At 63.6% G+C, this 21179-nt stretch carries 26 protein-coding genes; 18 read left to right on the top strand and 8 right to left on the bottom strand.

Annotated elements, in window-relative coordinates; genetic code table 11:
- The first annotated feature begins 97 nt into the window (after positions 1 to 97).
- From AC5ZG1_RS32525 to AC5ZG1_RS32485, 9 genes are all read left to right on the top strand, one after another.
- Positions 98 to 358 carry a hypothetical protein gene (locus tag AC5ZG1_RS32525; protein ID WP_130231478.1) on the top strand — a complete coding sequence of 87 codons (261 nt, stop codon included), beginning with the start codon at positions 98 to 100 and terminating at the stop codon, positions 356 to 358.
- Positions 359 to 829: 471 nt separating this feature from the next.
- Positions 830 to 2140 (top strand): serine hydroxymethyltransferase, encoded by a 1311-nt coding sequence (gene glyA / locus AC5ZG1_RS32520; protein WP_496135281.1) that lies wholly within the window; start codon positions 830 to 832, stop codon positions 2138 to 2140.
- 12 nt (positions 2141 to 2152) lie between these two features.
- Positions 2153 to 2635 (top strand): transcriptional regulator NrdR, encoded by a 483-nt coding sequence (nrdR, locus tag AC5ZG1_RS32515; RefSeq protein ID WP_028162889.1) that lies wholly within the window; start codon positions 2153 to 2155, stop codon positions 2633 to 2635.
- Positions 2632 to 3783 carry a bifunctional diaminohydroxyphosphoribosylaminopyrimidine deaminase/5-amino-6-(5-phosphoribosylamino)uracil reductase RibD gene (ribD, locus tag AC5ZG1_RS32510; protein WP_496135280.1) on the top strand — a complete coding sequence of 384 codons (1152 nt, stop codon included), beginning with the start codon at positions 2632 to 2634 and terminating at the stop codon, positions 3781 to 3783. Before nrdR ends, ribD begins: the two co-directional genes overlap by 4 nt.
- A gap of 125 nt (positions 3784 to 3908) precedes the next feature.
- Positions 3909 to 4517 carry a riboflavin synthase gene (locus AC5ZG1_RS32505; protein ID WP_496135279.1) on the top strand — a complete coding sequence of 203 codons (609 nt, stop codon included), beginning with the start codon at positions 3909 to 3911 and terminating at the stop codon, positions 4515 to 4517.
- Positions 4518 to 4689: 172 nt separating this feature from the next.
- Complete coding sequence (gene ribH, locus AC5ZG1_RS32500) at positions 4690 to 5181, top strand: 6,7-dimethyl-8-ribityllumazine synthase (RefSeq protein ID WP_496135278.1); 492 nt, start codon at positions 4690 to 4692, stop codon at positions 5179 to 5181.
- A gap of 2 nt (positions 5182 to 5183) precedes the next feature.
- Positions 5184 to 5678: a transcription antitermination factor NusB gene (nusB, locus tag AC5ZG1_RS32495; RefSeq protein WP_028162885.1), complete on the top strand. Its 495-nt coding sequence runs from the start codon at positions 5184 to 5186 to the stop codon at positions 5676 to 5678.
- A 138-nt stretch (positions 5679 to 5816) separates the two neighbouring features.
- Positions 5817 to 6818 (top strand): thiamine-phosphate kinase, encoded by a 1002-nt coding sequence (gene thiL / locus AC5ZG1_RS32490; RefSeq protein ID WP_496135277.1) that lies wholly within the window; start codon positions 5817 to 5819, stop codon positions 6816 to 6818.
- 317 nt (positions 6819 to 7135) lie between these two features.
- Positions 7136 to 9256 carry a sodium-translocating pyrophosphatase gene (locus AC5ZG1_RS32485; RefSeq protein WP_130231129.1) on the top strand — a complete coding sequence of 707 codons (2121 nt, stop codon included), beginning with the start codon at positions 7136 to 7138 and terminating at the stop codon, positions 9254 to 9256.
- 175 nt (positions 9257 to 9431) lie between these two features.
- Here the strand turns inward: AC5ZG1_RS32485 and AC5ZG1_RS32480 are convergent, their stop codons facing one another.
- Both AC5ZG1_RS32480 and AC5ZG1_RS32475 read right to left on the bottom strand, forming a co-directional pair.
- Complete coding sequence (locus AC5ZG1_RS32480; protein WP_496135276.1) at positions 9432 to 10439, bottom strand: Bug family tripartite tricarboxylate transporter substrate binding protein; 1008 nt, start codon at positions 10437 to 10439, stop codon at positions 9432 to 9434.
- A gap of 162 nt (positions 10440 to 10601) precedes the next feature.
- Positions 10602 to 11078, bottom strand: coding sequence for an outer membrane protein assembly factor BamE (locus AC5ZG1_RS32475; protein WP_028162881.1), 477 nt, complete (start codon positions 11076 to 11078; stop codon positions 10602 to 10604).
- 107 nt (positions 11079 to 11185) lie between these two features.
- On the opposite strand from AC5ZG1_RS32475, the gene AC5ZG1_RS32470 reads away from it, so the two are divergent.
- From AC5ZG1_RS32470 to AC5ZG1_RS32445, 6 genes are all read left to right on the top strand, one after another.
- Positions 11186 to 11737 (top strand): ubiquinol-cytochrome C chaperone family protein, encoded by a 552-nt coding sequence (locus AC5ZG1_RS32470; RefSeq protein WP_496135275.1) that lies wholly within the window; start codon positions 11186 to 11188, stop codon positions 11735 to 11737.
- Positions 11734 to 12342: a YceD family protein gene (locus AC5ZG1_RS32465; protein ID WP_496135274.1), complete on the top strand. Its 609-nt coding sequence runs from the start codon at positions 11734 to 11736 to the stop codon at positions 12340 to 12342. The genes AC5ZG1_RS32470 and AC5ZG1_RS32465 overlap by 4 nt, the downstream gene beginning before the upstream one ends.
- Positions 12343 to 12681: 339 nt before the next feature.
- On the top strand, positions 12682 to 13743 hold the full coding sequence (gene plsX, locus AC5ZG1_RS32460; protein WP_130231463.1) for a phosphate acyltransferase PlsX: 1062 nt from the start codon (positions 12682 to 12684) through the stop codon (positions 13741 to 13743).
- Positions 13740 to 14717: a beta-ketoacyl-ACP synthase III gene (locus AC5ZG1_RS32455; protein WP_130231461.1), complete on the top strand. Its 978-nt coding sequence runs from the start codon at positions 13740 to 13742 to the stop codon at positions 14715 to 14717. The genes plsX and AC5ZG1_RS32455 overlap by 4 nt, the downstream gene beginning before the upstream one ends.
- A gap of 132 nt (positions 14718 to 14849) precedes the next feature.
- Positions 14850 to 15182, top strand: coding sequence for an integration host factor subunit alpha (locus AC5ZG1_RS32450; protein WP_028162876.1), 333 nt, complete (start codon positions 14850 to 14852; stop codon positions 15180 to 15182).
- A 137-nt stretch (positions 15183 to 15319) separates the two neighbouring features.
- Positions 15320 to 15934, top strand: coding sequence for a MerR family transcriptional regulator (locus AC5ZG1_RS32445; RefSeq protein ID WP_456642215.1), 615 nt, complete (start codon positions 15320 to 15322; stop codon positions 15932 to 15934).
- Between the two features lie 168 nt (positions 15935 to 16102).
- Here the strand turns inward: AC5ZG1_RS32445 and AC5ZG1_RS32440 are convergent, their stop codons facing one another.
- A complete protein-coding gene (locus AC5ZG1_RS32440) occupies positions 16103 to 16486 on the bottom strand; it encodes a helix-turn-helix domain-containing protein (RefSeq protein WP_496135285.1) in 384 nt (127 codons plus the stop codon).
- A 190-nt stretch (positions 16487 to 16676) separates the two neighbouring features.
- Here AC5ZG1_RS32440 and AC5ZG1_RS32435 point away from each other — a divergent pair, with 190 nt between their 5' ends.
- The 3 genes from AC5ZG1_RS32435 (at position 16677) to AC5ZG1_RS32425 (ending at position 17664) form a co-directional block, all read left to right on the top strand.
- Positions 16677 to 16871, top strand: coding sequence for a hypothetical protein (locus AC5ZG1_RS32435; protein WP_496135273.1), 195 nt, complete (start codon positions 16677 to 16679; stop codon positions 16869 to 16871).
- Between the two features lie 126 nt (positions 16872 to 16997).
- Positions 16998 to 17174, top strand: a complete 177-nt coding sequence (locus AC5ZG1_RS32430) for a hypothetical protein (protein WP_496135272.1) — start codon at positions 16998 to 17000, stop codon at positions 17172 to 17174.
- Between the two features lie 67 nt (positions 17175 to 17241).
- Positions 17242 to 17664, top strand: coding sequence for a MerR family transcriptional regulator (locus AC5ZG1_RS32425; RefSeq protein ID WP_496135271.1), 423 nt, complete (start codon positions 17242 to 17244; stop codon positions 17662 to 17664).
- Here the strand turns inward: AC5ZG1_RS32425 and AC5ZG1_RS32420 are convergent.
- The 5 genes from AC5ZG1_RS32420 to AC5ZG1_RS32400 form a co-directional block, all read right to left on the bottom strand.
- Complete coding sequence (locus AC5ZG1_RS32420) at positions 17661 to 18551, bottom strand: nucleoside/nucleotide kinase family protein (RefSeq protein ID WP_496135270.1); 891 nt, start codon at positions 18549 to 18551, stop codon at positions 17661 to 17663. The genes AC5ZG1_RS32425 and AC5ZG1_RS32420 overlap by 4 nt on opposite strands.
- Positions 18548 to 18718: a hypothetical protein gene (locus tag AC5ZG1_RS32415; protein WP_496135269.1), complete on the bottom strand. Its 171-nt coding sequence runs from the start codon at positions 18716 to 18718 to the stop codon at positions 18548 to 18550. Before AC5ZG1_RS32415 ends, AC5ZG1_RS32420 begins: the two co-directional genes overlap by 4 nt.
- Positions 18719 to 18886: 168 nt before the next feature.
- The gene (locus AC5ZG1_RS32410; protein WP_496135268.1) at positions 18887 to 20200 is read right to left on the bottom strand and encodes a hypothetical protein; all 1314 of its coding nucleotides are present in this window, start codon (positions 20198 to 20200) and stop codon (positions 18887 to 18889) included.
- Positions 20200 to 20388, bottom strand: coding sequence for a hypothetical protein (locus AC5ZG1_RS32405; RefSeq protein ID WP_496135267.1), 189 nt, complete (start codon positions 20386 to 20388; stop codon positions 20200 to 20202). The genes AC5ZG1_RS32410 and AC5ZG1_RS32405 overlap by 1 nt, the downstream gene beginning before the upstream one ends.
- Before the next feature lie 183 nt (positions 20389 to 20571).
- Positions 20572 to 20928, bottom strand: a complete 357-nt coding sequence (locus AC5ZG1_RS32400; protein WP_496135266.1) for a hypothetical protein — start codon at positions 20926 to 20928, stop codon at positions 20572 to 20574.
- Positions 20929 to 21179: the final 251 nt, after the last annotated feature.

Genomic DNA, 21179 nt, shown 5'->3' with positions numbered 1-21179 from the left:
CTTTGGCAGGCGCAGAGGGTTACGCGATGTTGATTTGTGGAGGAGGGGCGGCCGTGCCACAAGTTCCATGGGGTGGATCCTCTCAGAGGAGCCGACTATGACGAAGAGCGTTCTTGTCAGTCTTGCAATCCTCGCCCTCGCTACTTCTACCGCTCTGGCCGCACAGCGGACGCATCATCGCCACGCGATGAATGCGAATGCCAGTATGCGTGCCGCTCCGGTCATTGCGCCGGGCTCGGTTATCATGCCGGGTGGAGTGAGTAGCGGTGACCGCGACCTGTATTTCCGAAATCTGCACGACTCCGGGTATGATACGAAGAAGAACTTCAACTCGGTCGGAAACGTAGTGACGCAATAGCGTCAGGTCTGATCGTCGATCTTTGTCTTCTCACCCCAGGCCGGCATGACAGCGCCCTGGGGTGAGTTTATTTTCGTCTCGCGATCCGAACTCCATCAACACCATCCAGCGCCGCGCTCGCGCTGGCGAGCACGCTTCCGCTTTGCCCCCGCCGCATCGCCGCCGCACACTCCGCTGTCATCGTCCGCGAGGCAGCTCTTGCTGCTCGCGCGCTTGGCGCCAGCGTCGGGGCGCCAGGACCTCGCGACTTCGTCGCGCCCCGGAATGACGGGGGGCGGGGCGAACGGATGAGGCCGCCTTTGGAACTGGCAAACCCCGGCAGGCCACCATATCTGGCACAAAGGCCGCACCCCTACCGCAATCGCTTGGCCGGCACCCGGCGATGTGATAACGCTGACCGACCAGCTTCGACCGCCCACAATGGACCGACCGCATCCTCTAAAGGCTTGCGGCGGTGGAGATATTTCGCCGATGACCTCTTCCTCCCCGAGCGCCAAATCCAGTTCCGCGCCTGATTCCTTCTTCAGGGCGACCCTTGCCGAGGCCGATCCCGAGATCGCGGAGGCGATCAAGGGCGAATTGGGCCGGCAGCGCCATGAGATCGAGCTGATCGCTTCCGAGAACATCGTCAGCCGTGCGGTGCTGGAGGCGCAGGGCTCGGTGATGACCAACAAATACGCCGAAGGCTATCCGGGCGCGCGCTACTATGGCGGTTGTGAATGGGTCGACGTCGCCGAGACGCTGGCGATCGAGCGCGCCAAGAAACTGTTCGGTGCGAAGTTCGCCAACGTGCAGCCGAACTCCGGCAGCCAGATGAACCAGGCGGTGTTCCTGGCGCTGCTGCAGCCCGGCGATACCTTCATGGGTCTCGACCTCGCCGCCGGCGGCCATCTCACCCATGGCTCGCCCGTCAATATGTCCGGCAAATGGTTCAAGGCCGTGCACTACACGGTGCGGCGCGAGGACCAGGTCATCGACATGGATGCGGTGGCCAAACAGGCCGAACAGGTCAAGCCGAAGCTGATCGTTGCGGGCGGCTCAGCCTATTCGCGCGCCTGGGACTTCAAGCGCTTCCGCGAGATCGCCGACAGTGTTGGCGCCTATCTCATGGTCGACATGGCGCATTTCGCGGGCCTCGTCGCCGGCGGCGTCCATGCTTCGCCGGTGCCGCATGCGCATGTCACCACCACGACGACGCACAAGTCGCTGCGCGGTCCGCGCGGCGGCCTGATGCTGTGGAATGACGAGACGCTGACCAAGAAGCTCAACTCGGCGATCTTCCCGGGTCTGCAGGGTGGCCCCTTGATGCATGTGATCGCGGCCAAGGCGGTTGCGTTCGGCGAGGCGCTGCGGCCGGACTTCAAGGTCTACGCCAAGAACGTGGTCGAGAATGCCAAGGCGCTCGCCGAAACGCTGCGCGGCCATGGGCTCGACATCGTGTCCGGCGGTACCGACAACCATCTGATGCTGGTCGACCTCCGGTCCAAGGGGCTGAAGGGCAACGTCTCCGAGAAGGCGTTGGTGCGCGCCGCCATCACCTGCAACAAAAACGGCATTCCCTTCGATCCTGAGACGCCGTTCGTCACCTCGGGCCTGCGGCTCGGCACGCCGGCGACGACCACGCGCGGCTTCGGCGTCGCTGAGTTCAAGGAAGTCGGCGGCATGATCGCGGAAGTCCTGACCGCACTGCAGCAGTCGCCGGAGGGCAAGGCGCCGCTGGTGGAAGCCGCGATCAAGGAACGCGTGAAGGCGCTGACCGACCGCTTCCCGATCTATCAATAAGGAAATCGGCAGATGCGTTGCCCGAGTTGCAACAGTCTGGATACGCAGGTCAAGGACTCGCGTCCGACTGAGGATTCGGCTGTGATCCGACGGCGGCGCGTCTGCATCACCTGCAATTTCCGCTTCACGACATTTGAGCGGGTGCAGCTTCGCGAGCTGACAGTGATCAAGCGCAACGGCCGTCGCGTTCCGTTCGACCGCGACAAGCTGGTGCGCTCGCTGCAGATCTCGCTGCGCAAGCGGCCGGTGGATTCGGAGCGGCTGGAGAAGATGGTATCGGCCATCGTGCGGGAGCTTGAGAGCGCCGGCGAGGCCGAAGTCTCATCGGAGGCGATCGGTGAGATCGTGATGGAGCATCTGCGCCAGCTCGACGATGTCGCCTATGTCCGCTTCGCCTCGGTCTACCGCAATTTCCGCGAAGCCAAGGATTTCGAGGCATTGCTCGGCGAGCTCACCAGCGAAGATGACCCGCGCATCGCGCAGTTCCGCAAATGATCTTCCGCATCCTGGAAGACAAGCTCGCCGCACAAGCCAAGCAGTCGAAAGCCGCCGATTTGCGGTTCATGCAGCTCGCGCTGACGCTCGGCCGGCGCGGGCAGGGCCGCACCTGGCCGAATCCGGCGGTCGGTGCTGTCGTGGTCAAGGATGGCGTCATTGTCGGTCGTGGCTGGACGCAAGCGGGCGGCCGGCCGCATGCCGAGCCGGAGGCGCTGCGGCGCGCGGGCGAAGCGGCGCGCGGCGCCACGCTGTATGTGACGCTCGAGCCATGCTCGCATTTCGGCCGCTCGCCGCCCTGCGCTGACGCGGTGATTGCGGCCGGCATCGCGCGCGTGGTGTCGGCGATCGAGGATCCCAATCCTGAAGTCGGCGGGCAGGGGCACGCACGGTTGCGCGCGGCGGGCATCGCTGTTGATGTCGGGCTGTGCGCGGAGGAGGCCGCGCTGGACCATGCCGGTCATTTCCGCCGTGTCCGCGACAAGCGTCCGCATGTGCTGCTCAAGCTGGCGATCTCCGCCGACGACAAGATCGGCGCTGCCGGCCACCGCCCGGTAGCGATCACGGGAGACGTGGTCCGGACGCGGGTGCATCTGCTCCGCGCGCAGAGCGATGCGATCCTGATCGGGATCGGCACCGCGCTGGCCGACGATCCGGTTCTGACTTGCCGCCTGCCGGGCATGGAGGCTCGTTCGCCGGTGCGGGTGGTGCTGGATCGCGCGCTGCGCCTGCCGGGCGACAGCCGCCTGGTGCATTCGGCGCGCGAAACGCCGTTATGGGTGGTGACCTCGGAGCTTGCCGAAGCGCCGGCTGCGATGAAGCTGGGTGCCGCCGGTGCCCAGGTGATCCGGGTCGCGGACACGGTCTCGCCGCCGGGACTCGATCTGCTCGCGGTGCTGCATGCGCTCGCCGAGAAGGGCATTACCAAAGTAATGGTTGAGGGCGGGGCGCGGGTGGCCTCATCCTTCGTCGCGGCTGACCTGGTCGACGAAGCCTGGCTGTTGCGCGCGCCAGAGGCGGTCGGCGCCGACGGCGTGCCCGCGCTGGATGCATTGCCGCTCGCCGCGATCACACAGTCGCCCGCCTTCAAGGTTCGTGCTAGCGAAACGCTCGGAAAAGATTTTTTGACGATCTACGATCGCGCCTAGCGCTGTGTCCGCGCGTCATGCCCGGACTTGACCCGGGCATCCACGCCTTGGCCGCTGGCGACGAAGGAAGACGTGGATGGCCGGGACAAGCCCGGCCATGACGGCGGTGAACTGGGAAGGGTTTGATGTTCACGGGCATAGTCACAGATGTCGGCGAGATCACCAGCCTGACACCTACGGCGCAGGGACAGTTGCACCGGCTGCGGATCGCCTGCCGTTACGATCGCGCGACCATCGCCGATGGCGCCTCGATCGCCTGCAATGGGGTGTGCCTGACGGTGGTCGCCTCCGGCGCCGAGGGCGGCAAGACCTGGTTCGACGTCGATGCCGCCGCGGAAACGCTTGGCATGACGACGGCGAAGCACTGGGGTGTCGGAACCCGCCTCAATCTCGAGCGCGCGCTGAAGATTGGCGACGAACTCGGCGGCCATATCGTGGCGGGCCATGCCGATGGCGTCGCCACCATCGTCTCACGCGAGGATCTGCCTGATATGGCGCGGTTCGTGCTCCGAACCACGCGCGAACTGGCGCGTTTCATCGCGGTCAAAGGCTCGATCACGCTGGATGGCGTGTCGTTGACGGTGAATACGGTCGACGGCGTCACATTTTCGGTGCTGATCATCCCGCATACTCTCAACGTGACGACGATCGGCGGCTGGCGCGCCGGCGGCGAGGTCAATATCGAAGTGGACCTGATGGCCCGCTACGCGGCGCGGCTGACAGAGATGAAGTAACGGCGGCCCTTGGCACAGGCGGCGCCTGCGCCTAAAACCCGGCCAATCCCTCATGGTGAGGAGGCGCGAAGCGCCGTCTCGAACCACGAGGCCCGGCTACATTCTCATCCTTCGAGACGCGGCCAAGTGGCCGCTTCTCAGGATGAGGGCACCGATCGAAACGGAAACAGTAATGGCAGACGCACGGCGTGCACCGCTGAAGGACCAGACCGACATTTCCGGCGCGCGTGCGCTGATCGTCGAGGCGCGGTTCTATGACGATATTCAGGATGCGCTTCTGGAAGGTGCAACCGCGGAATTGAAGGCCGCGGGCGTCGGCTACGACGTCATCACGGTTCCAGGCGCGCTGGAAATTCCAGCGGCGATCGCGATTGCGATCGATGCCGCCGAAAAGAACGGCAAGCCCTATGACGCGGCGGTCGCGCTTGGCTGCGTGGTGCGCGGCGAGACCATCCATTTCGAGATCGTGTCGATGGAGTCATCGCGCGGGCTGATGGACCTCGCCGTGAACAGGAGGTTTCCGCTCGGCAACGGCATCATTACCGTCAACACCGAGGAACAGGCCTGGGCACGGGCGCGCGCCAATGACTTGAACAAAGGCGGCGACGCCGCGCGCGCGGCGCTCGCGATGCTGCGCATCAAACGCCGGCTGGCGAAGGGTTGACCATGGCGGAAGACAGGAAGCCCGTAAGACCAGCGGACAGGAAGGCCAATCGGCGCGGCGCCGCACGGCTCGCCGCCGTGCAGGCGCTCTACCAGATGGACATCGCCGGCGCCGGGCTGGACGACGTGTTCGCGGAGTTTGAGAGCCACTGGCTCGGCAACGAGGTCGAAGGCGAGACGTATCTGCCGGCGGAAGCGGCGTTTTTCCGTGACGTGGTATCAGGGGTGGTACGCGACCAGGCCAGGCTCGATCCGCTGATCGACGAGGCGCTGTCGAAGGGGTGGCCGCTGAAGCGGATCGATGCGATCCTGCGCGCGGTGCTGCGGGCAGGCTCCTATGAACTGGAGCATCGCAAGGACGTGCCGGGCCGCGTGGTGGTCTCCGAATATGTCGACGTCGCGCATGCGTTTGTGGAGAAGGACGAGACCGGAATGGTGAACGCGGTGCTGGACCAGATCGCCCGGCAGTTCCGGGCCGACGAGTTCGTGCGTGGGTAGCCCACACACTCTGCCGTCATCATCCGCGAATGCGGATGATCCGGTAAACGGCGGCGGTTGTGCTGGATCACGGGCGGCGCGGAATACTGGATCGCCCGGTCAAGCCGGGCGATGACGGCTGAGGAGACGTCGGGCGGCATGGCAAGCGGACCGAGCAATCCATCCGGCGAGGACTCCCTTATCGCGCGCTACTTCAAGCCGCTCGCGAAGGACCCGGGCGCTTTCAATCTCGATGACGATGCGGCGGCGTTGCGGGCAGGGGGCGACGATATCGTCGTCACCACCGATGCAATCGTCGAGGGCGTGCATTTCCTCCCCGGCGATCCGCCGGCGACGCTGGCGCGCAAGGCGCTGCGGGTCAATCTCTCTGATCTCGCCGCCAAGGGGGCTACACCCGCCGGCTTCGTGCTGACGCTGGCGCTGCGTAGCGCCGACGATGCCTGGCTGAAACCGTTCGCGCAGGCGCTCGGCGAGGATGCTGCGCAGTTCGGCTGTCCGCTGCTCGGCGGCGACACGGTGTCCACGCCCGGGCCGGTGATGATCTCGGTCACGGCGTTCGGGCGCGTGCCGCAGGGCAAGATGATCCACCGTAGAGGCGCGCGGGCAGGGGACCGCGTCGTGGTTACCGGCACAATCGGCGATGCCGCGCTTGGCCTCAACCTGCTGAAGGCCGGGTCTGTTGCCTCGCTGCTTGCGAGCGACGAAGCCTCCCGCGAGATGCTCACCGGCCGCTACCGCGTGCCGCAGCCGCGCAATGCGCTCGCCAAGGCGGTGCGCGATTACGCCAGCGCCGCGATGGATGTGTCCGACGGGCTCGCCGGCGATCTCGCAAAGCTCTGTGCGGCTTCCGCCGTCTCGGCCGTGATCGACGTCCAGAGCATCCCACTCTCGTCGCCGGCCGCTGCGCTGGTTGCGGGCAAGGCCGTCGGTATCGAGGCCCTGATCTCGGGCGGCGATGACTACGAGATCCTCTGCGCGATCCCCGGGGATCGCATGGCGGCCTTCGTGCAAGAGGCCAAGCGCACAGGCGTTGCCGTGACCGCGATCGGCGGTATCATCGCAGGCTCCGCACCCCCCAGCTTCCTAGATTCGCAGGGCCGGGAGCTGGCCTTGAAGCGGCTGTCCTACAGCCATTTCTAGAGCTTCGGTTCTGATTGCATCAGAACCGAAGCTCTGGATTCTCGTATTGACGCGTTTTCTTCACGCGAGCCGGGGTCCGCCTCGCTTGAAAACGCTTTGGAATAGGCCGAGAAAGCCGCCCCTCAGACTAATTAGCTGCCCAAATCGTCCCGTTTTGATTGCCGGCGGCGTTGCGCTGCGAAAGCGATTTTGGCAAGGTTCGCGACCGATTGTGGCCATCCTTGAGGGCAGGGGTGGACCGCTCAATAAGCGCCCGCCGCATCCCGCGGAAAAAACAAGGGCGTGGGGATACATCAAGGATCTGAGGCAGAATTCAAATGACAGCATTATGGTTGATCGTGCTCTGCGGGGTACTTTCCATTGTCTACGCGATTTGGGCGACCAATTCGGTCCTGAACGCTGACGCGGGCAGCCCGCGCATGCAGGAGATTGCCGCGGCGGTGCGCGAAGGCGCACAGGCGTATCTGCGGCGCCAATACACCACGATCGGCATCGTCGGCGTCTTGATCTTCATTCTGCTGGCTTACTTCCTTGGGCTCCTGGTCGCGATCGGCTTTGCGATCGGCGCGATCCTGTCGGGGGCGGCCGGCTTCATCGGCATGAACGTCTCGGTCCGCGCCAACGTCCGCACCGCGCAGGCGGCGACCAAGTCGCTGGCGGGCGGCCTGGAGCTGGCCTTCAAGGCGGGCGCGATCACCGGGCTCCTGGTCGCGGGCCTGGCGCTGCTCGGCGTCACCATCTATTTCGCCTACCTGACCAAGGTCGCAGGGTTCGCGGCGGACAGCCGCACCGTGATCGACGCCATGGTGGCGCTCGGCTTCGGCGCCTCGCTGATCTCGATCTTCGCCCGTCTCGGCGGCGGCATCTTCACCAAGGGCGCCGACGTCGGCGGCGACCTCGTCGGCAAGGTCGAGGCCGGCATCCCCGAGGACGATCCGCGCAACCCGGCGACCATCGCGGACAATGTCGGCGACAATGTCGGCGACTGCGCCGGCATGGCCGCCGACCTGTTCGAGACCTATGCGGTGACGGCGGTCGCCACCATGGTGCTGGCGGCGATCTTCTTCGCGAAGTCGCCGATCCTGGTGAGCATGATGACGCTGCCGCTCGCGATTGGCGGCATCTGCATCATCACCTCGATCATCGGCACTTTCTTCGTCAAGCTCGGCAGCAGCCAGTCGATCATGGGCGCGCTCTACAAGGGCCTGATCGCGACCGGCATCCTGTCGCTGATCGGCATCGCCGGCGTGATCTACGCCCTGATCGGCTTCGACAAGCTGCCGGGCGTGGACTATTCCGGCATGGCGCTGTTCCAATGCGGCGTCGTCGGCCTCATCGTCACCGCGCTGATCATCTGGATCACCGAATACTATACCGGCACCGACTATCGCCCGGTGAAGTCCATCGCCTCGGCCTCGGTGACCGGCCACGGCACCAACGTGATCCAGGGCCTTGCGATCTCGATGGAGGCGACCGCGCTGCCCGCGATGGTCATCATCGCCGGCATCCTCGTCACCTACAGCCTGGCCGGCCTGTTCGGGATCGCGATCGCGACTGCGACCATGCTGGCGCTCGCCGGCATGATCGTCGCGCTCGACGCCTTCGGTCCGGTCACCGACAACGCCGGCGGCATCGCCGAGATGGCGGGGCTGCCGAAGGAGGTGCGCAAATCGACCGATGCGCTCGACGCGGTCGGCAACACCACCAAGGCCGTGACCAAGGGCTATGCGATCGGCTCCGCCGGTCTCGGCGCGCTGGTGCTGTTTGCGGCCTATAACCAGGACCTCAAATTCTTCATCAGCGACTCCGCCAACCACGCCTATTTCAAGGGCGTCAATCCCGACTTCTCCCTCAACAACCCCTATGTGGTGGTGGGCCTGTTGTTCGGCGGCCTCTTGCCGTATCTGTTCGGGGCGATGGGCATGACCGCGGTCGGCCGCGCGGCCGGCGCGATCGTCGAAGAAGTGCGGCGCCAGTTCCGCGAGAAGCCCGGCATCATGCAGGGCACCGACAAGCCGGACTACGGCAAGGCGGTTGACCTCCTGACCAAGGCGGCGATCAAGGAGATGATCATCCCGTCGCTGCTGCCGGTGCTGTCGCCGATCGTGGTCTACTTCCTGATCTACGTGATCGCGGGCGGCGGTGCGGCCGGCAAGTCGGCGGCGTTCTCGGCCGTCGGCGCGATGCTGCTCGGCGTCATCGTCACAGGGCTGTTCGTCGCGATCTCGATGACCTCAGGCGGTGGCGCATGGGACAACGCCAAGAAGTACATCGAGGACGGCCACTACGGCGGCAAGGGCTCCGATGCCCACAAGTCCGCAGTGACCGGCGACACCGTCGGCGATCCCTACAAGGATACGGCCGGCCCGGCGGTCAACCCGATGATCAAGATCACCAACATCGTGGCGCTGCTGCTGCTGGCGATCCTGGCACATTGACGGGTGTCCGAACGAAGAACGCAAAACCCCGCGGCCGAGCCGCGGGGTTTTTGTTTGGACATACGTGCGTGTCTCTCAACTCGTCATTGCGAGCGTAGCGAAGCAATCCATCTCGCCACGAGTGGAGAGGTGGATTGCTTCGTCGCTGACGCTCCTCGCAATGACGGAGCGCCCGTCACTTCACCTCCATCTGCAGGCCTTCCTTCTCGATGATGGCGGCGAACTTCCTGGTTTCGGCGTCGACGAAATCGCTGAACTGCTGCGGCGTGCCGTGGTCGGGGCGGGCGCCCATGCCGGCGATGTTCTTCCTGACGTCGTCGCGCTCCAGCATCGCCTTTATCTGGCGGTTGAGCTCGTCCACGATCGGCGCGGGTGTGGCCTTGGGCAGGAAGACGCCGAACCAGGAGGAGACTTCGAACTTCGCAAGCTCCGGCGCGCTCTCGCGCATGGTCGGCAGTTTCGGCGCGGCGTCGCTGCGCTCGGCGGTGGTGACGCAGAGCCCGTTGAGCTTGCCGTCCAGCACCTGCGGCAGCGACGGATAGAGGTTGTCGAACAGGATCTGGATGTCGCCGGCAAGCCCCGCCTGCAGCGCGGGACCGGCGCCGCGGAACGGCACATGCGTCATCTTGAGCCCCGTGAGCTGCAGGAACCAGGCGCCGGTCAGATGCGGGCTCTGGCCGGTCCCGGACGAGCCGTAGGTCAGCTTGTCCGGATTGGCCTTCAGATAGGCGATCAACTCGGGGATCGACTTGATGCCGGTCGAGGGATGGGCCGAGACGATGTTCGGGATCCGGATCATGTTGGAGACCGGCTGCAACTGATCCTTCTGGTAGGTGAGGTTCTTGAAGATCGAATAGGCGATCGCATTCGGCCCGGGATTGCCGATCAGGATGGTGTGGCCATCGCCCTTGTTGCGGGCGACTTCGGCGGTGCCGATGGTGCCGCCGGCGCCTGAGCGGTTCTCCACGATCGCCGACTGTCCCCAGGCGGTCTGCAGATGCGCCGCGAGCAGGCGGCCCATTACGTCGGTGGAGCCGCCAGCGGCGGCCGGCACGATCAGGCGGACGGTCTCGGTCGGCCGCCAGTCGCCGGCGCCTAAGCTCGCGCGCGGCAGGATGGCGGCGGCCGAGACGGCGGCGGTACCCGTCAGCAGGCGGCGGCGGGAAAGCAAGGTTCGGCTCACGTGTTCACTCCCTGATTTGATCTTGTTTTCAGGGAGCGTAGGGGACCGCGAGGCGGTCCGGCAAGCGAGGAGTTAGGCGGCGACTTGGCGCAGCCGCGGATTCTTGTTTTGACGCGTTTTCTTCACGCGAACCGGTATCCACTTCGCTCGAAAACGCTTTGGTTAGTTAAAGCTGAGCAGCTTGAACAGCGGCGTCAGGTAGCTGAGCTCCTGGCCCGAGGTCGGCGTGGTGCGGCTGACGAAGTCGAAAATCTTGCCGTCCTGCAGGCCGTAATTGGCGATGCGGCGGACGGTGCGGTTCTTGTCGAAATAAACCGCGATCACGCGCTGGTCGACCACCCGCTGGTTCATGAAGGCGACCGGACGCTCGGTGCGCTGCGAGATGTAGTAGAACACCTCGCCGTCCAGCGTGGCTACCGTCGACGGCGTGCCCATCACGATCAGCACCTGGTCCTGGCTGGCGCCGATCGGGATTTGCTCCAGCGCGCCCTGCGGCAGGATGTAGCCCTTCTGGAATTGTTCGCCGGTGCAGGCGGCAAGCAGCGCGCAGACCAGGCCGATGGCCGCCGCGGCGCGGCAGCGTGCTAGCACGCCGCGTGAGAAGGACACGCGTGGGCTGGTCTTGTTGGCTTCGGTCATCGGCGGAACTGATCCGTCCCCTTGCGTCGCGCGAGGCGTTGACGTACCGGGCACGGCTGAGGATTGCAACAGAAGCGGGCCTTTTGGGCCCGCGGGCGGAACCCACAATGCTTTGGCCGTTCAATCAATTCAAGAAACCCCGGCTACTCCCGAGCGGCACCATTGAGACCATCTATGGCATGATCGTGACGCAGGCGCGAGAACCGGTGTTTTACCGACAGTTCGCCGTCGCAGACACGGTTAACGGCCGATTCGACCTGCTCTTGCTGCATTTGTGGCTGGTGCTGCGGCGCCTCCGGGCCGTGGAGGGCGAATCGGGTCTGTCACAGGCGCTGTTCGACCGCTTCTGCGAGGATATGGACGACAACTTACGCGAAATGGGGGTCGGCGACCTCACGGTACCGAAGCGGATGAAGGCTTTCGGCGAAGCCTTCTACGGCCGTTCCGTGGCCTACGACCTCGCGCTCACTGATGGCCATGAGGCGCTGGCAAACGCATTCTGCAAGAATATCTTTGATGGCAAGGACATCGAGAAGGCGCGGCGGCTTGCGACCTATGCCGAGCGGGTAGCGTCCCTGCTGGACCGGCTCGACGCAACGGCGCTGTCGGGCGGATCGTGGAAGTTTCCAGTGCCGGAGCAGGTGGGCACGGCTCAATGAAAGATACCGAGACAGAGAGGCCTCATCCTCCGCGTGACCCTTGGCGCGTGCTGGTCGCGGTGGCGCAGGTGCCGGAAACCGGCCTGCATCGCGACATCGAGGCCGATCCGCGCCAGCGTCAGGCATTGGCGGATATCGCGGGGCTGCGCGAGGTGCTTTCGGCTGAGGCGTCATTCGACGTCACGCCGAAGAGCGGCGGCCGCTTCCACGTCGTGGGCTCCGTGCGCGGCCGGGTCGGGCAGACCTGCGTGGTGACGCTCGAGGAGATCGAGAACGAGATCGACGAGGAGATCGACCTGATCTTCGCCCCGCCGGAGCAGATCCCGCAGATGGCCGCGCTGGCCGAGGAGGCCGAGCGCAGCGACGCTGAGATACCCGATCCGCCGGAGCCGATCGAGAACGGCATGATCGATCTCGGCCGGCTCGCGACCGACGCGCTGTTCCTCGCGATCGACCCCTATCCGCGCAAGGCGGATGCCGTGTTCGAGCCGGTGGTGGAGGCCGCCGATCCCGAGGACCACCCGTTTGCCGCCCTGAAAGCGCTGCAGGCCGCGCCGAAAACGCCCGGTGGGAACAAGCCGAAAGGGAAATCCAACGGGAAATAGGCTCCGGTTAAAGTGGATTATGAGGGCGAACCATCGCGCGAAATCGATCCGTTGCATTCTCATAAATCTGAGATAAGATATTGAATAAGTTGAGATATCCTGCGTCGATGCCTCCGCGTTCCCGCAACCCTGAGCCAACCGGTAAAGCGTGGTGAAGAGGTTGTGTCAGAATGGGGACAGGTTATTGTCGCGGCCCGGCCGGGCGCGCCGTTGCCTTCGGCCGTACATCGCTTGCGCGACAGACATCGCTGACCGCGATAGACATCGCTGATGGCGGTGGCTTTCAAACGGGTGGCCGGTCCGCTTCAAGGCCGCCGAGAGCAGGTTTCCGGGACGTTCATGCCTAAAAAGGTTCGAATCGCGCTTGACGCCATGGGTGGCGATGACGGCGCATCGGTCGTCGTCCCTGGCGCCGCCATCTCGTTGAGCCGGCATCCTGACACCGAATTCTTGCTGTTTGGCGACAGCAAGCTGATCGAGCCGGAATTGGCAGCGCATCCCGCCCTGAAGGCGGCCTCGCGTGTGATCCACACCGACGTTGCGATCAGCAACGACGAGAAGCCGAGTCAGGCGCTCAGGCGCGGCCGCAAGACCTCCTCGATGTGGCTTGCGATCGACGCGGTGAAGCACGGTGAGGCCGATGTCGCGGTGTCAGCCGGCAACACCGGCGCGCTGATGGCGATGGCGCGGTTCAACCTGCGCATGTTGCCCGGAATCGAGCGCCCGGCGATCGCGGGGCTGTGGCCGACCGTGCGTGGCGACACCATCGTGCTCGACCTCGGGGCGAGCATCGGCGGCGACGCACAGCACCTGGTGGCGCTGGCACTGATGGGCGGCGCGATGGCCAGCGTCCGGTTCAACGTCGAGCGGCCGACCGTAGGGCTGCTCAATATCGGCCGCGAAGAGATGAAGGGACATGAGGAGATCCGCGAGGCGGCCGAGCTGTTGCGGGCAATGAACCTGCCGCAACTGAATTATATCGGCTTCGTCGAGAGCGACGGCATCGGCAAGGGGATCGCCGATGTGGTCGTCACGGAGGGATATGCCGGCAACATCGCGCTGAAGGCGGCCGAGGGCACCGCGCGGCAGATGGTGGATTTCCTGCGCAACGCCCTGTCCCAGACTTGGCCCAGGCGCATCGGCTATCTCCTTGCCCGCGGCGCCTTCCGGGCGTTGCGCGACAAGATGGACCCTAACAAGTCCAATGGCGGGGTGCTGCTCGGCCTGAAGGGCCTGGTGGTGAAAAGTCACGGTGGGATCAACTCCGAAGGCTTTGCCTATGCGGTCGATGTTGGCTATGAGATGGCCCACTACGATCTCCTCACCAAGATCAATCAGATGCTCAACCGCGACGGAAGCGCGCTGGCCTCAGCGCAGACCGCGCAGGAGGCTGTCTCGTGACTGCGATACGATCGGTCGTGCTCGGCTGCGGCTCTTATCTGCCGGAGCGGGTCTTGACCAATGCCGAACTGGCGACCCGCGTCGATACGTCTGACGAATGGATCGTGCAGCGCACCGGCATTCGGGAGCGGCACATCGCGGCCGAGGGGGAGTTCACCTCCCATCTCGGCATTAATGCCGCGCGCGCGGCGTTGGCGAACGCCGGCCTCGATGCGCAGGATATCGACCTGATCGTGCTCGCGACCTCGACGCCGGACAACACGTTTCCAGCGACCGCGGTCGCGGTGCAGAACGGGCTCGGCATCACCCATGGCGCGGCCTTCGATCTGCAGGCGGTCTGCTCCGGCTTCGTCTTCGCGCTGGCGACCGCCGACAATTTCCTGCGCACCGGCGCCTACAAACGGGCGCTGGTGATCGGCGCCGAGACCTTTTCGCGCATCCTCGACTGGAACGACCGCGGCACTTGCGTGCTGTTCGGCGACGGGGCCGGCGCGGTGGTGCTGGAAGCGCAGGAGCAGCCGGGCAAATCGTCCGACCGCGGCGTACTGACCACGCATCTGCGCTCCGACGGCCGCCACAAGGCGAAGCTGTTCGTCGACGGCGGCCCGGGATCGACCCGGACGGTCGGCCACCTGCGAATGGAAGGCCGCGAAGTGTTCAAGCACGCGGTCGGCATGATCACCGACGTGATCGTCGACGCCTTCAACGCCACCGGCACCAGCGCGGAGGACATCGACTGGTTCATCCCGCATCAGGCCAACAAGCGGATCATCGATGCTTCGGCGCACAAGCTCCATATTGCGCCGCAGAAGGTGGTGCTGACGGTCGATCGCCACGGCAACACTTCGGCGGCATCGATTCCCCTGGCGCTATCAGTTGCGGTGCAGGATGGACGCGTGAAGAAGGGCGATCTCGTGCTGTTCGAAGCGATGGGCGGCGGCTTCACCTGGGGCTCGGCGCTCGTTCGCTGGTGAAGCGTGCAATCAGAAAAGACACATCCCTGACGATTTTGGCAGGCTGCTGCATTATAGCCACTGTTGACCATCGCCCGCTAACCCTCTAATTTCAGGGGATAAATTTTGTTCGCCGAGAGTGCGGGGCAGGCGATGACCGGAACCGGTAAAACAGTCACACGAGTCGATTTGTGCGAGGCGGTCTACCAGAAGGTGGGATTGTCGCGCACGGAATCCTCGGCGTTTGTCGAACTCGTCTTGAAGGAAATCACCGATTGCCTGGAAAAGGGCGAAACGGTGAAGCTGTCGTCCTTCGGCTCCTTCATGGTGCGCAAGAAAGGCCAGCGCATCGGACGTAATCCGAAGACCGGCACCGAAGTGCCGATCTCGCCGCGGCGGGTGATGGTATTCAAGCCGTCGGCGATCCTGAAGCAGCGGATCAACGGCCACAACGGGTCGACCAACGGCGAAGGCAAGAGCGGATAATTCCTTCCTGGACGTGATGGCGTTTCTTCGAATCGTCATCCCGCGCTATCGTTGTTTGAGCGTGATCTCCGCGCTGGCGCATGGCGTTGTCGCGAGCGCGTTTGTGCGGATCATGCTCTAGGAGAAGGAGCGGGCATTTGGAAAAGGCGCCCGATGCATTCCGTACCATCAGCGAGGTAGCCGACGAGCTCGACATCCCTCAGCACGTGTTGCGTTTCTGGGAGACGCGGTTCGCGCAGATCAAGCCGATGAAGCGTAGCGGCGGCCGCCGCTACTATCGCCCCGACGATGTCGACCTGCTCAAGGGCATCCGCCGCCTGCTGTATGGCGAAGGCTATACGATCCGCGGCGTGCAGCGGATCCTGAAGGAGCACGGCATCAAGTCGGTCCAGGCGATCTCCGACCAGAGCGCGGCAATCTCCTTCGGCGCCGTCGAGGAGGCGATCGGCCAGAGCCTGCGGGAATCCGACGAGGAGGAGGAGACCGCCGGCCACGATAACGATGCCGAGGATGAGGAATTTGATGACGGCAACGCCATCGAGATCGATTACCGCTTCGTCGACCCCGACGAGGACGGCATCCTCGCCCCGTTCAAGGGCCGGCAAGCGCCAGCCGCCCAGCCCACGCCGGCAGCCGCACCGGCCCGCGGCATCCCAGCCGCCGACCGCGAACGCCTGCAGCGCGCGCTCCAGGACCTGATCGGTTGCCGGGAGATGCTGGATTCGGCGATGAAGGACGGCGAAGGCCGGTAGATCGCCCCAGAGCATAACTATTGAAAGTTTGGTCGGAGCGAAAGGATTTGAACCTTCGACCCCTAGTCTCCCAGACTAGTCAAGTAATTGAATTTATTAATGTTTGTAAGCAATTAATGCTATGCTATGTTGACAATCCTCATAAATTTCCAGTCTCCGTAAGCATCGTCACCGCCTGTCCCCCGGCCGAAATATCCACGGCACACTAGGCAATAGGTCGGTCGTGATGCTCGTCGCGCTTCGCGTCGGATCTCCGCCGCCGCTACCCGAGCCGCGGCGATCGGGCGCACCGCGCCGGCGCTCTTTACGGCGCCACTGCAGGCCAGGTCCGTACTCGTCGTCGAATAGGAACCGGAAGCCGCGGGCTTCGTAAAACTCGCGCAGGCGCACAAGCAGATCGAGCGTCACGTTTTCCGGTACGCCGAACGCTGCTTCGATCCGCCTTATCGAACTTTCGCTGATGCCCGAATGCTGCGCGAGCTGGCGGACGGACCAATTCAGCATGGCTCGGGCCGCCCGCGCCTGGCACCCGCTCAAACGATTCGTTGGCATACGACGTTGCCGCCCCTTGAAAGACTTTCGTATTATCACTTCCCAACACCTTGTTTCAAAAAGGGAACCAGTATTATTCCGGTGGTGAACAATTTGAGTTCTTGCTTGACCAAAATTCGTTCAAGTTATTTACTAACAATTAGGGAATGTAAAGTTCCCCGAATGCAACTGGTAACGAGGAAGTGCGGCAATGGGTAAAATAAGGGGTGGGGCAAAGAAGCAGCGCGACGCGAGTCGGGATGGTTTGGCGACAAGAACCGTCATGGCAATGGCCACTGAGATGGCCGATGCCAAGCGCAACATGGATCGGTCGTGCGTGCTGTTCGCGACGCTCGCGCAATCGATGGGCGTCAAAGTCGAATTTGAAAACTTGCCTACCCAGTGATTGAGAATCGGCCAGCGCGAATGCTGGCCATTTTTCCAACTGCGCGACGCAGAGCGACAAAGAAAAGAGTTGACGACTTCGGATTATCCGAAGTAAATTGCATAAAGAACAAACGGAGAACAAGCGATGCGTACAGGTGGCAGGCAAGTCGACGACCGCGCGGTGATGGTGCTGCAGGTGGAAGCGGAGCGCGTGATCGCGGCGGCCGAAAGAGTCCGGCTGGTCGTGCAGGCGATGGCGCAGCGGCGCGGGCTCGGTAAGCCGGCGCGCGAAGTGGATATGGATTTCGACTTTGGGGCTTAGGTGGTGAGTTTGTTGACAATTCCGACGAACAATCGTAAAATTACGAAATTCAATCGGAATTGTTGACATGAAAACCTATCTTAGACGAGAACTAGCCGATCTGTCGGGTGCGACGCTTCCACAGATCGATTACCTATCCAACTTGGGTGTGATTGAGCCGGACATTGGGGACGAGCGAAAGAAGTTCTCAATCAAGCAATTGAAAATCGCAATGGTGGCGGGTCGAATGCTGACGCTCGGTTTGTCGCCGGCCGCTTTGAAAGAAATTCTGATGTGGTTCGCTCGACAATTGAAAAGCCCAAAAGGAGCGGAGGCGTTCGATTTGGCATCTCGCGGCAAAACACCCCTTTTTCTCGTGTTTGACCCTGCCGCTAGTTATCGATTCGTGGGCAATTCCATTCCGACTGTCACTTGCAGCGGTTACATCGTCATAGACATCAAGCGGCTATTCGATGAGACTCGCGCGAAAATGGCTGCCGAGTTGATTTAGCGCCCCTCGAAATATCCCATGTCGTCGGTCCAGTCCGGCCGATCGTACATCGATCCGGTCTTCTCCACCCACGACAGATCGCGCAGCATCGCGTCGACCCGGTCGCGCAACACTGCTTCCGACGCATCGTTTTCAATCACGCCGACGGCCGGTAGCGCATAGCTCTCGGACTCATGGACCGACGCGGTGCCCGCGCCGAGCCGCTCAATCCGCACCAGGACGCCGCCGGCGGCTTGAATGGCGGCCGCCTCGTTGGGGAAGCGGCAGTCGTCGACCACGACGGGCATTCGAGGGGGCAGCGCATCAACCGCAGCGCGCCAAGCGCGGATCCATACGTCGCCGCCGATCAGGTTACGGCCGAACTCGGTTCCGAGCCATTGCATCGCCTGGCGCGGCGTCTTACCACACAGAAGGTCGCAGGGGAGTTCTTTGCGATCTCCGTCGATCTCGGCGGGCGTGCAGCCGAGCGCCGCCAGCATGGCCTTGAGCGGGCCGGCGAAGCGCACACGTCGAAAGCCGTGGTGTTTGACGAGGTGCATTGCGGCGGTGCTCTTACCGGCGCCGGCGAGCCCGGTAAAGGCGATAATGGTGCGCTTCGGGGCAAGAGCGTCCTTCAGCACTTTGAACGCGCTCGGCGCATCTTTCGGGTCGCGGAGTTGCGGCGCCAGCGGCGGGCTTTCCACGGTGCGCAGCACCATGTCGACGACACCCGGCGCAATCTCGCGCTGCGGCAGGGTATGCCGCTCCGCAATTTCCCGGTGCGCCCTGGCGATCTCGATGTCGATGCACTCGCCGGTCGCGCGGCATTTGCCATTGGGGCAGGTGGTCACGTTGCAGCCGATATGCTGCCGCGCCCACTCGCGATCGTTCTTTGGCCAGGTGGTCATGTGAAAATCCCTATGAGAATGGCGAAGGCGACGAACAGCGCGGCGAGGGCGTATCCCGCCAGCATCAGAACGCCGTGGATCGTCGGGCTGCGACTGAGCGCGATCGCCAGGGCGGCGAGCAGCAACAGCGAGAGGGCGATGTTCATCGTGGTTTTCTGGATCGCCACGCCAGCAATTCCCATGTGCCGATGCGAACACTGCGAACTCCATCGTGCCAACGGTACCAAGAGTCCATTGACATCCGCGGGGCTCGCGTCGTGAAACTGAAGCCCCATCCGAAGACGTGGCAAATCGGATTGATCGTCATGCGGCAAACTCCGTGACCATCTCAGGAGTCACCCTGTTGCCCCGTAGACGGGCAGAATCATGTTGTGCGAGCCTTCGTAAATCGTGCCTTCGTCCGGTCGTCCCAACTCGATTGGATGCCATCGCAACAGCCCGTAGCGTTCGTGGATGACGACAAGGTTCTGCCTGGCCGGCTCAGGATCCGCGCGCAGCGACTTGGCGAATTCGCCATAGCCGACCACGCTGCCGTTGCCGAAGCCGAAGGGCGTGACGCCGGTCGTATGGAAGTGACCGGAGAACACCCAGCGCACCGGGCGCCGTTGGCGGTATTCGGTGTCGACGATCTTGCGGTGACCCTTGATGATCGTGGCCATCGGGCCGATGAAACCGGTTCCGCCGCCCGAGCCCATGCGGTCGCCGTGCGTGAGCAGCGCCGGCCAACCGGCGACGTCGAAATAGGCATCGAAGCCGCGCGGCTGGAAATGCTTGATGGTCGGAATATGGCGCAGCGACGCTTCGACGAAATCCGCCACGAGCGTGTCGTAGCTCTGCAGCGTGACCAGCTTGGTACGCGGTTTGCCGAAGGTCGATCGCCCGTGGTTTCCGACTACGGAAATGCAGTGGATCTCGATCGACTTCTTGAACCGCTCGCGCAGTTCCTCATGCAGTCGCAGAATGCCGCCCGAGATGTATTCGGCCGCCCATTTGACTTGCTCGAACGCCGTGCCGGCGTCGGTCTCGGCGTGCTCGGGATGCAGGCCGTGGCCGCTGATCAGATCGCCACCAAGCAGCACGTTAAGGCGTTCCGGAGCGCCGTCGCTGGCCGGCCATGCCGACGTCATCAACACGCCGGCCGTTTCGAACAGGCGCCCGATGCGCTTGCGTGCGATCGTCAAATCGTAGCTGTTGACGTTCGAGACTTCGGCGCGGTCGACCGTTTCGCCGACGTGCAGATCGGATAGGTGCAAGACGACCGCTTGCCGACCTTTGCCCTTGCCATCGCCACGAACGAATTTCGGTTGCAGCTTGGCCGGCTCTGGCGCCAAGCGCAGAACATGCTCGCGGTGGTTCTCGGCTTCCGCGGCGCGGCGCTCCGCTTCCTTGAGCGCGGCACGGAGGCGGGCGTTCTCGTCGTTCGCGGCGCGCAGCTTGATCGGATCGGAATTGTCGATCGTCCGCACGTTGACTTCGGTCGTGGCGTCCGGGTTCACCAGGTTGCGCTCGACCGCCAGTTTCAAGCGGCGTTGCAGGCTCTCGCGCGACATGCCGATCGCCGCTGCCGCCTTGGCTTGGCTTTTGCCGTTGGCGACGTAGGCTTGAACTGCGAGCTTTACGGATTCGTCAGAAACGGGCGGAGTGGCCATTAATGCGCTTTCGTCACGTAGAAAATCACTGCACCGACGATGCCGGTCACGACGCTGCCGGTGATCGTGGCGGCCACCTTGTCGCGCATCTTGCCGACCATCGTGCGTTCGTTTCGCAGGTGCGTGAAATCTCGCTGCAACTCGATCATCGCGGCCGGCGTGCTGACATCCACGCCGAGCAGAAGCATGAATTTCCGAAGCGCGCCTTCGGCTGCTTCTTCAGCAATGTTCTTGATCTCCGCCTCCGTCACTTCGGACCCCAACAGCCTTTTTTCACTCCGACGCGTTTGTAGACGCCGAACCAACGGATCGTTTCAGGAGTGTCCTTGGACGCGGAATATTCGCCCTTTGGCCAACCGGCGCAGCGCGCCTTACGGGCGTCTTCCGTCTTTCCAGTTGTCACGGTTCCATGAGTCGTTGCGCATGCGCTCAGGAGTATCAGCGCGAGCAGCGCGCTCGGCATCGCGAAGAATTTTCGCGCCGTCATCTGCTTCTTTGACGAGTGCCGCGTCCCATTGGCGCTGCTTTTCGGCGAGTCCGTCATGGTAATATTTCCCAGCCAGGGCAGTGAACGAAAAGGCGGCGATCGCCGTGTAAATCGCGGCGGTGCGCAGATGAGGAATCAATGCGGTGAGCACCGGAGGCACCAGGACCGCGACCGCAACAGCCGCGATGCCGATCAACGTGGAAACGGCTGGCCAACCGAAAATGAAATGTAGCCACGCCATCAGCGATCACTCAAAAAGGACCAGAGGAGAAGGACGAGCAGTAGACCGGCGATGGCGTACAATCCCCACGGCTGACCGGCGGGAACGAGGACAAGCGGGATCATTGCGCTACTCCGCAGGTAACCACGGGACGATGCGGACAGGCGGCGTTGAGGCACGGGCCGGTGCAGCCGCACTTGGGCATTGGCGAGAGTGGCGAGGGGACGGACGGAATGCCGGGCCATGTGATCGAGGGTACGGGCGGGCAGTTG

It is taken from the genome of Bradyrhizobium sp. Leo78 (assembly GCF_059512425.1).
The sequence above is the reverse complement of the archived record's forward strand: the minus strand, read 5'-3'. Positions and strand labels throughout refer to the sequence as shown.

Bases quoted from the DNA above. Each gene is read 5' to 3' on its own strand.
- AC5ZG1_RS32525 (WP_130231478.1), top strand. From the start codon at position 98: ATGACGAAGAGCGTTCTTGTCAGTCTTGCAATCCTCGCCCTCGCTACT.
- glyA (WP_496135281.1), top strand. From the start codon at position 830: ATGACCTCTTCCTCCCCGAGCGCCAAATCCAGTTCCGCGCCTGATTCC.
- nrdR (WP_028162889.1), top strand. From the start codon at position 2,153: ATGCGTTGCCCGAGTTGCAACAGTCTGGATACGCAGGTCAAGGACTCG.
- ribD (WP_496135280.1), top strand. From the start codon at position 2,632: ATGATCTTCCGCATCCTGGAAGACAAGCTCGCCGCACAAGCCAAGCAG.
- AC5ZG1_RS32505 (WP_496135279.1), top strand. From the start codon at position 3,909: ATGTTCACGGGCATAGTCACAGATGTCGGCGAGATCACCAGCCTGACA.
- ribH (WP_496135278.1), top strand. From the start codon at position 4,690: ATGGCAGACGCACGGCGTGCACCGCTGAAGGACCAGACCGACATTTCC.
- nusB (WP_028162885.1), top strand. From the start codon at position 5,184: ATGGCGGAAGACAGGAAGCCCGTAAGACCAGCGGACAGGAAGGCCAAT.
- thiL (WP_496135277.1), top strand. From the start codon at position 5,817: ATGGCAAGCGGACCGAGCAATCCATCCGGCGAGGACTCCCTTATCGCG.
- AC5ZG1_RS32485 (WP_130231129.1), top strand. From the start codon at position 7,136: ATGACAGCATTATGGTTGATCGTGCTCTGCGGGGTACTTTCCATTGTC.
- AC5ZG1_RS32475 (WP_028162881.1), bottom strand. From the start codon at position 11,078: ATGACCGAAGCCAACAAGACCAGCCCACGCGTGTCCTTCTCACGCGGC.
- AC5ZG1_RS32470 (WP_496135275.1), top strand. From the start codon at position 11,186: ATGCTTTGGCCGTTCAATCAATTCAAGAAACCCCGGCTACTCCCGAGC.
- AC5ZG1_RS32465 (WP_496135274.1), top strand. From the start codon at position 11,734: ATGAAAGATACCGAGACAGAGAGGCCTCATCCTCCGCGTGACCCTTGG.
- plsX (WP_130231463.1), top strand. From the start codon at position 12,682: ATGCCTAAAAAGGTTCGAATCGCGCTTGACGCCATGGGTGGCGATGAC.
- AC5ZG1_RS32450 (WP_028162876.1), top strand. From the start codon at position 14,850: ATGACCGGAACCGGTAAAACAGTCACACGAGTCGATTTGTGCGAGGCG.
- AC5ZG1_RS32440 (WP_496135285.1), bottom strand. From the start codon at position 16,486: ATGCCAACGAATCGTTTGAGCGGGTGCCAGGCGCGGGCGGCCCGAGCC.
- AC5ZG1_RS32435 (WP_496135273.1), top strand. From the start codon at position 16,677: ATGGGTAAAATAAGGGGTGGGGCAAAGAAGCAGCGCGACGCGAGTCGG.
- AC5ZG1_RS32430 (WP_496135272.1), top strand. From the start codon at position 16,998: ATGCGTACAGGTGGCAGGCAAGTCGACGACCGCGCGGTGATGGTGCTG.
- AC5ZG1_RS32425 (WP_496135271.1), top strand. From the start codon at position 17,242: ATGAAAACCTATCTTAGACGAGAACTAGCCGATCTGTCGGGTGCGACG.
- AC5ZG1_RS32420 (WP_496135270.1), bottom strand. From the start codon at position 18,551: ATGACCACCTGGCCAAAGAACGATCGCGAGTGGGCGCGGCAGCATATC.
- AC5ZG1_RS32410 (WP_496135268.1), bottom strand. From the start codon at position 20,200: ATGGCCACTCCGCCCGTTTCTGACGAATCCGTAAAGCTCGCAGTTCAA.
- AC5ZG1_RS32405 (WP_496135267.1), bottom strand. From the start codon at position 20,388: ATGCTTCTGCTCGGCGTGGATGTCAGCACGCCGGCCGCGATGATCGAG.
- AC5ZG1_RS32400 (WP_496135266.1), bottom strand. From the start codon at position 20,928: ATGGCGTGGCTACATTTCATTTTCGGTTGGCCAGCCGTTTCCACGTTG.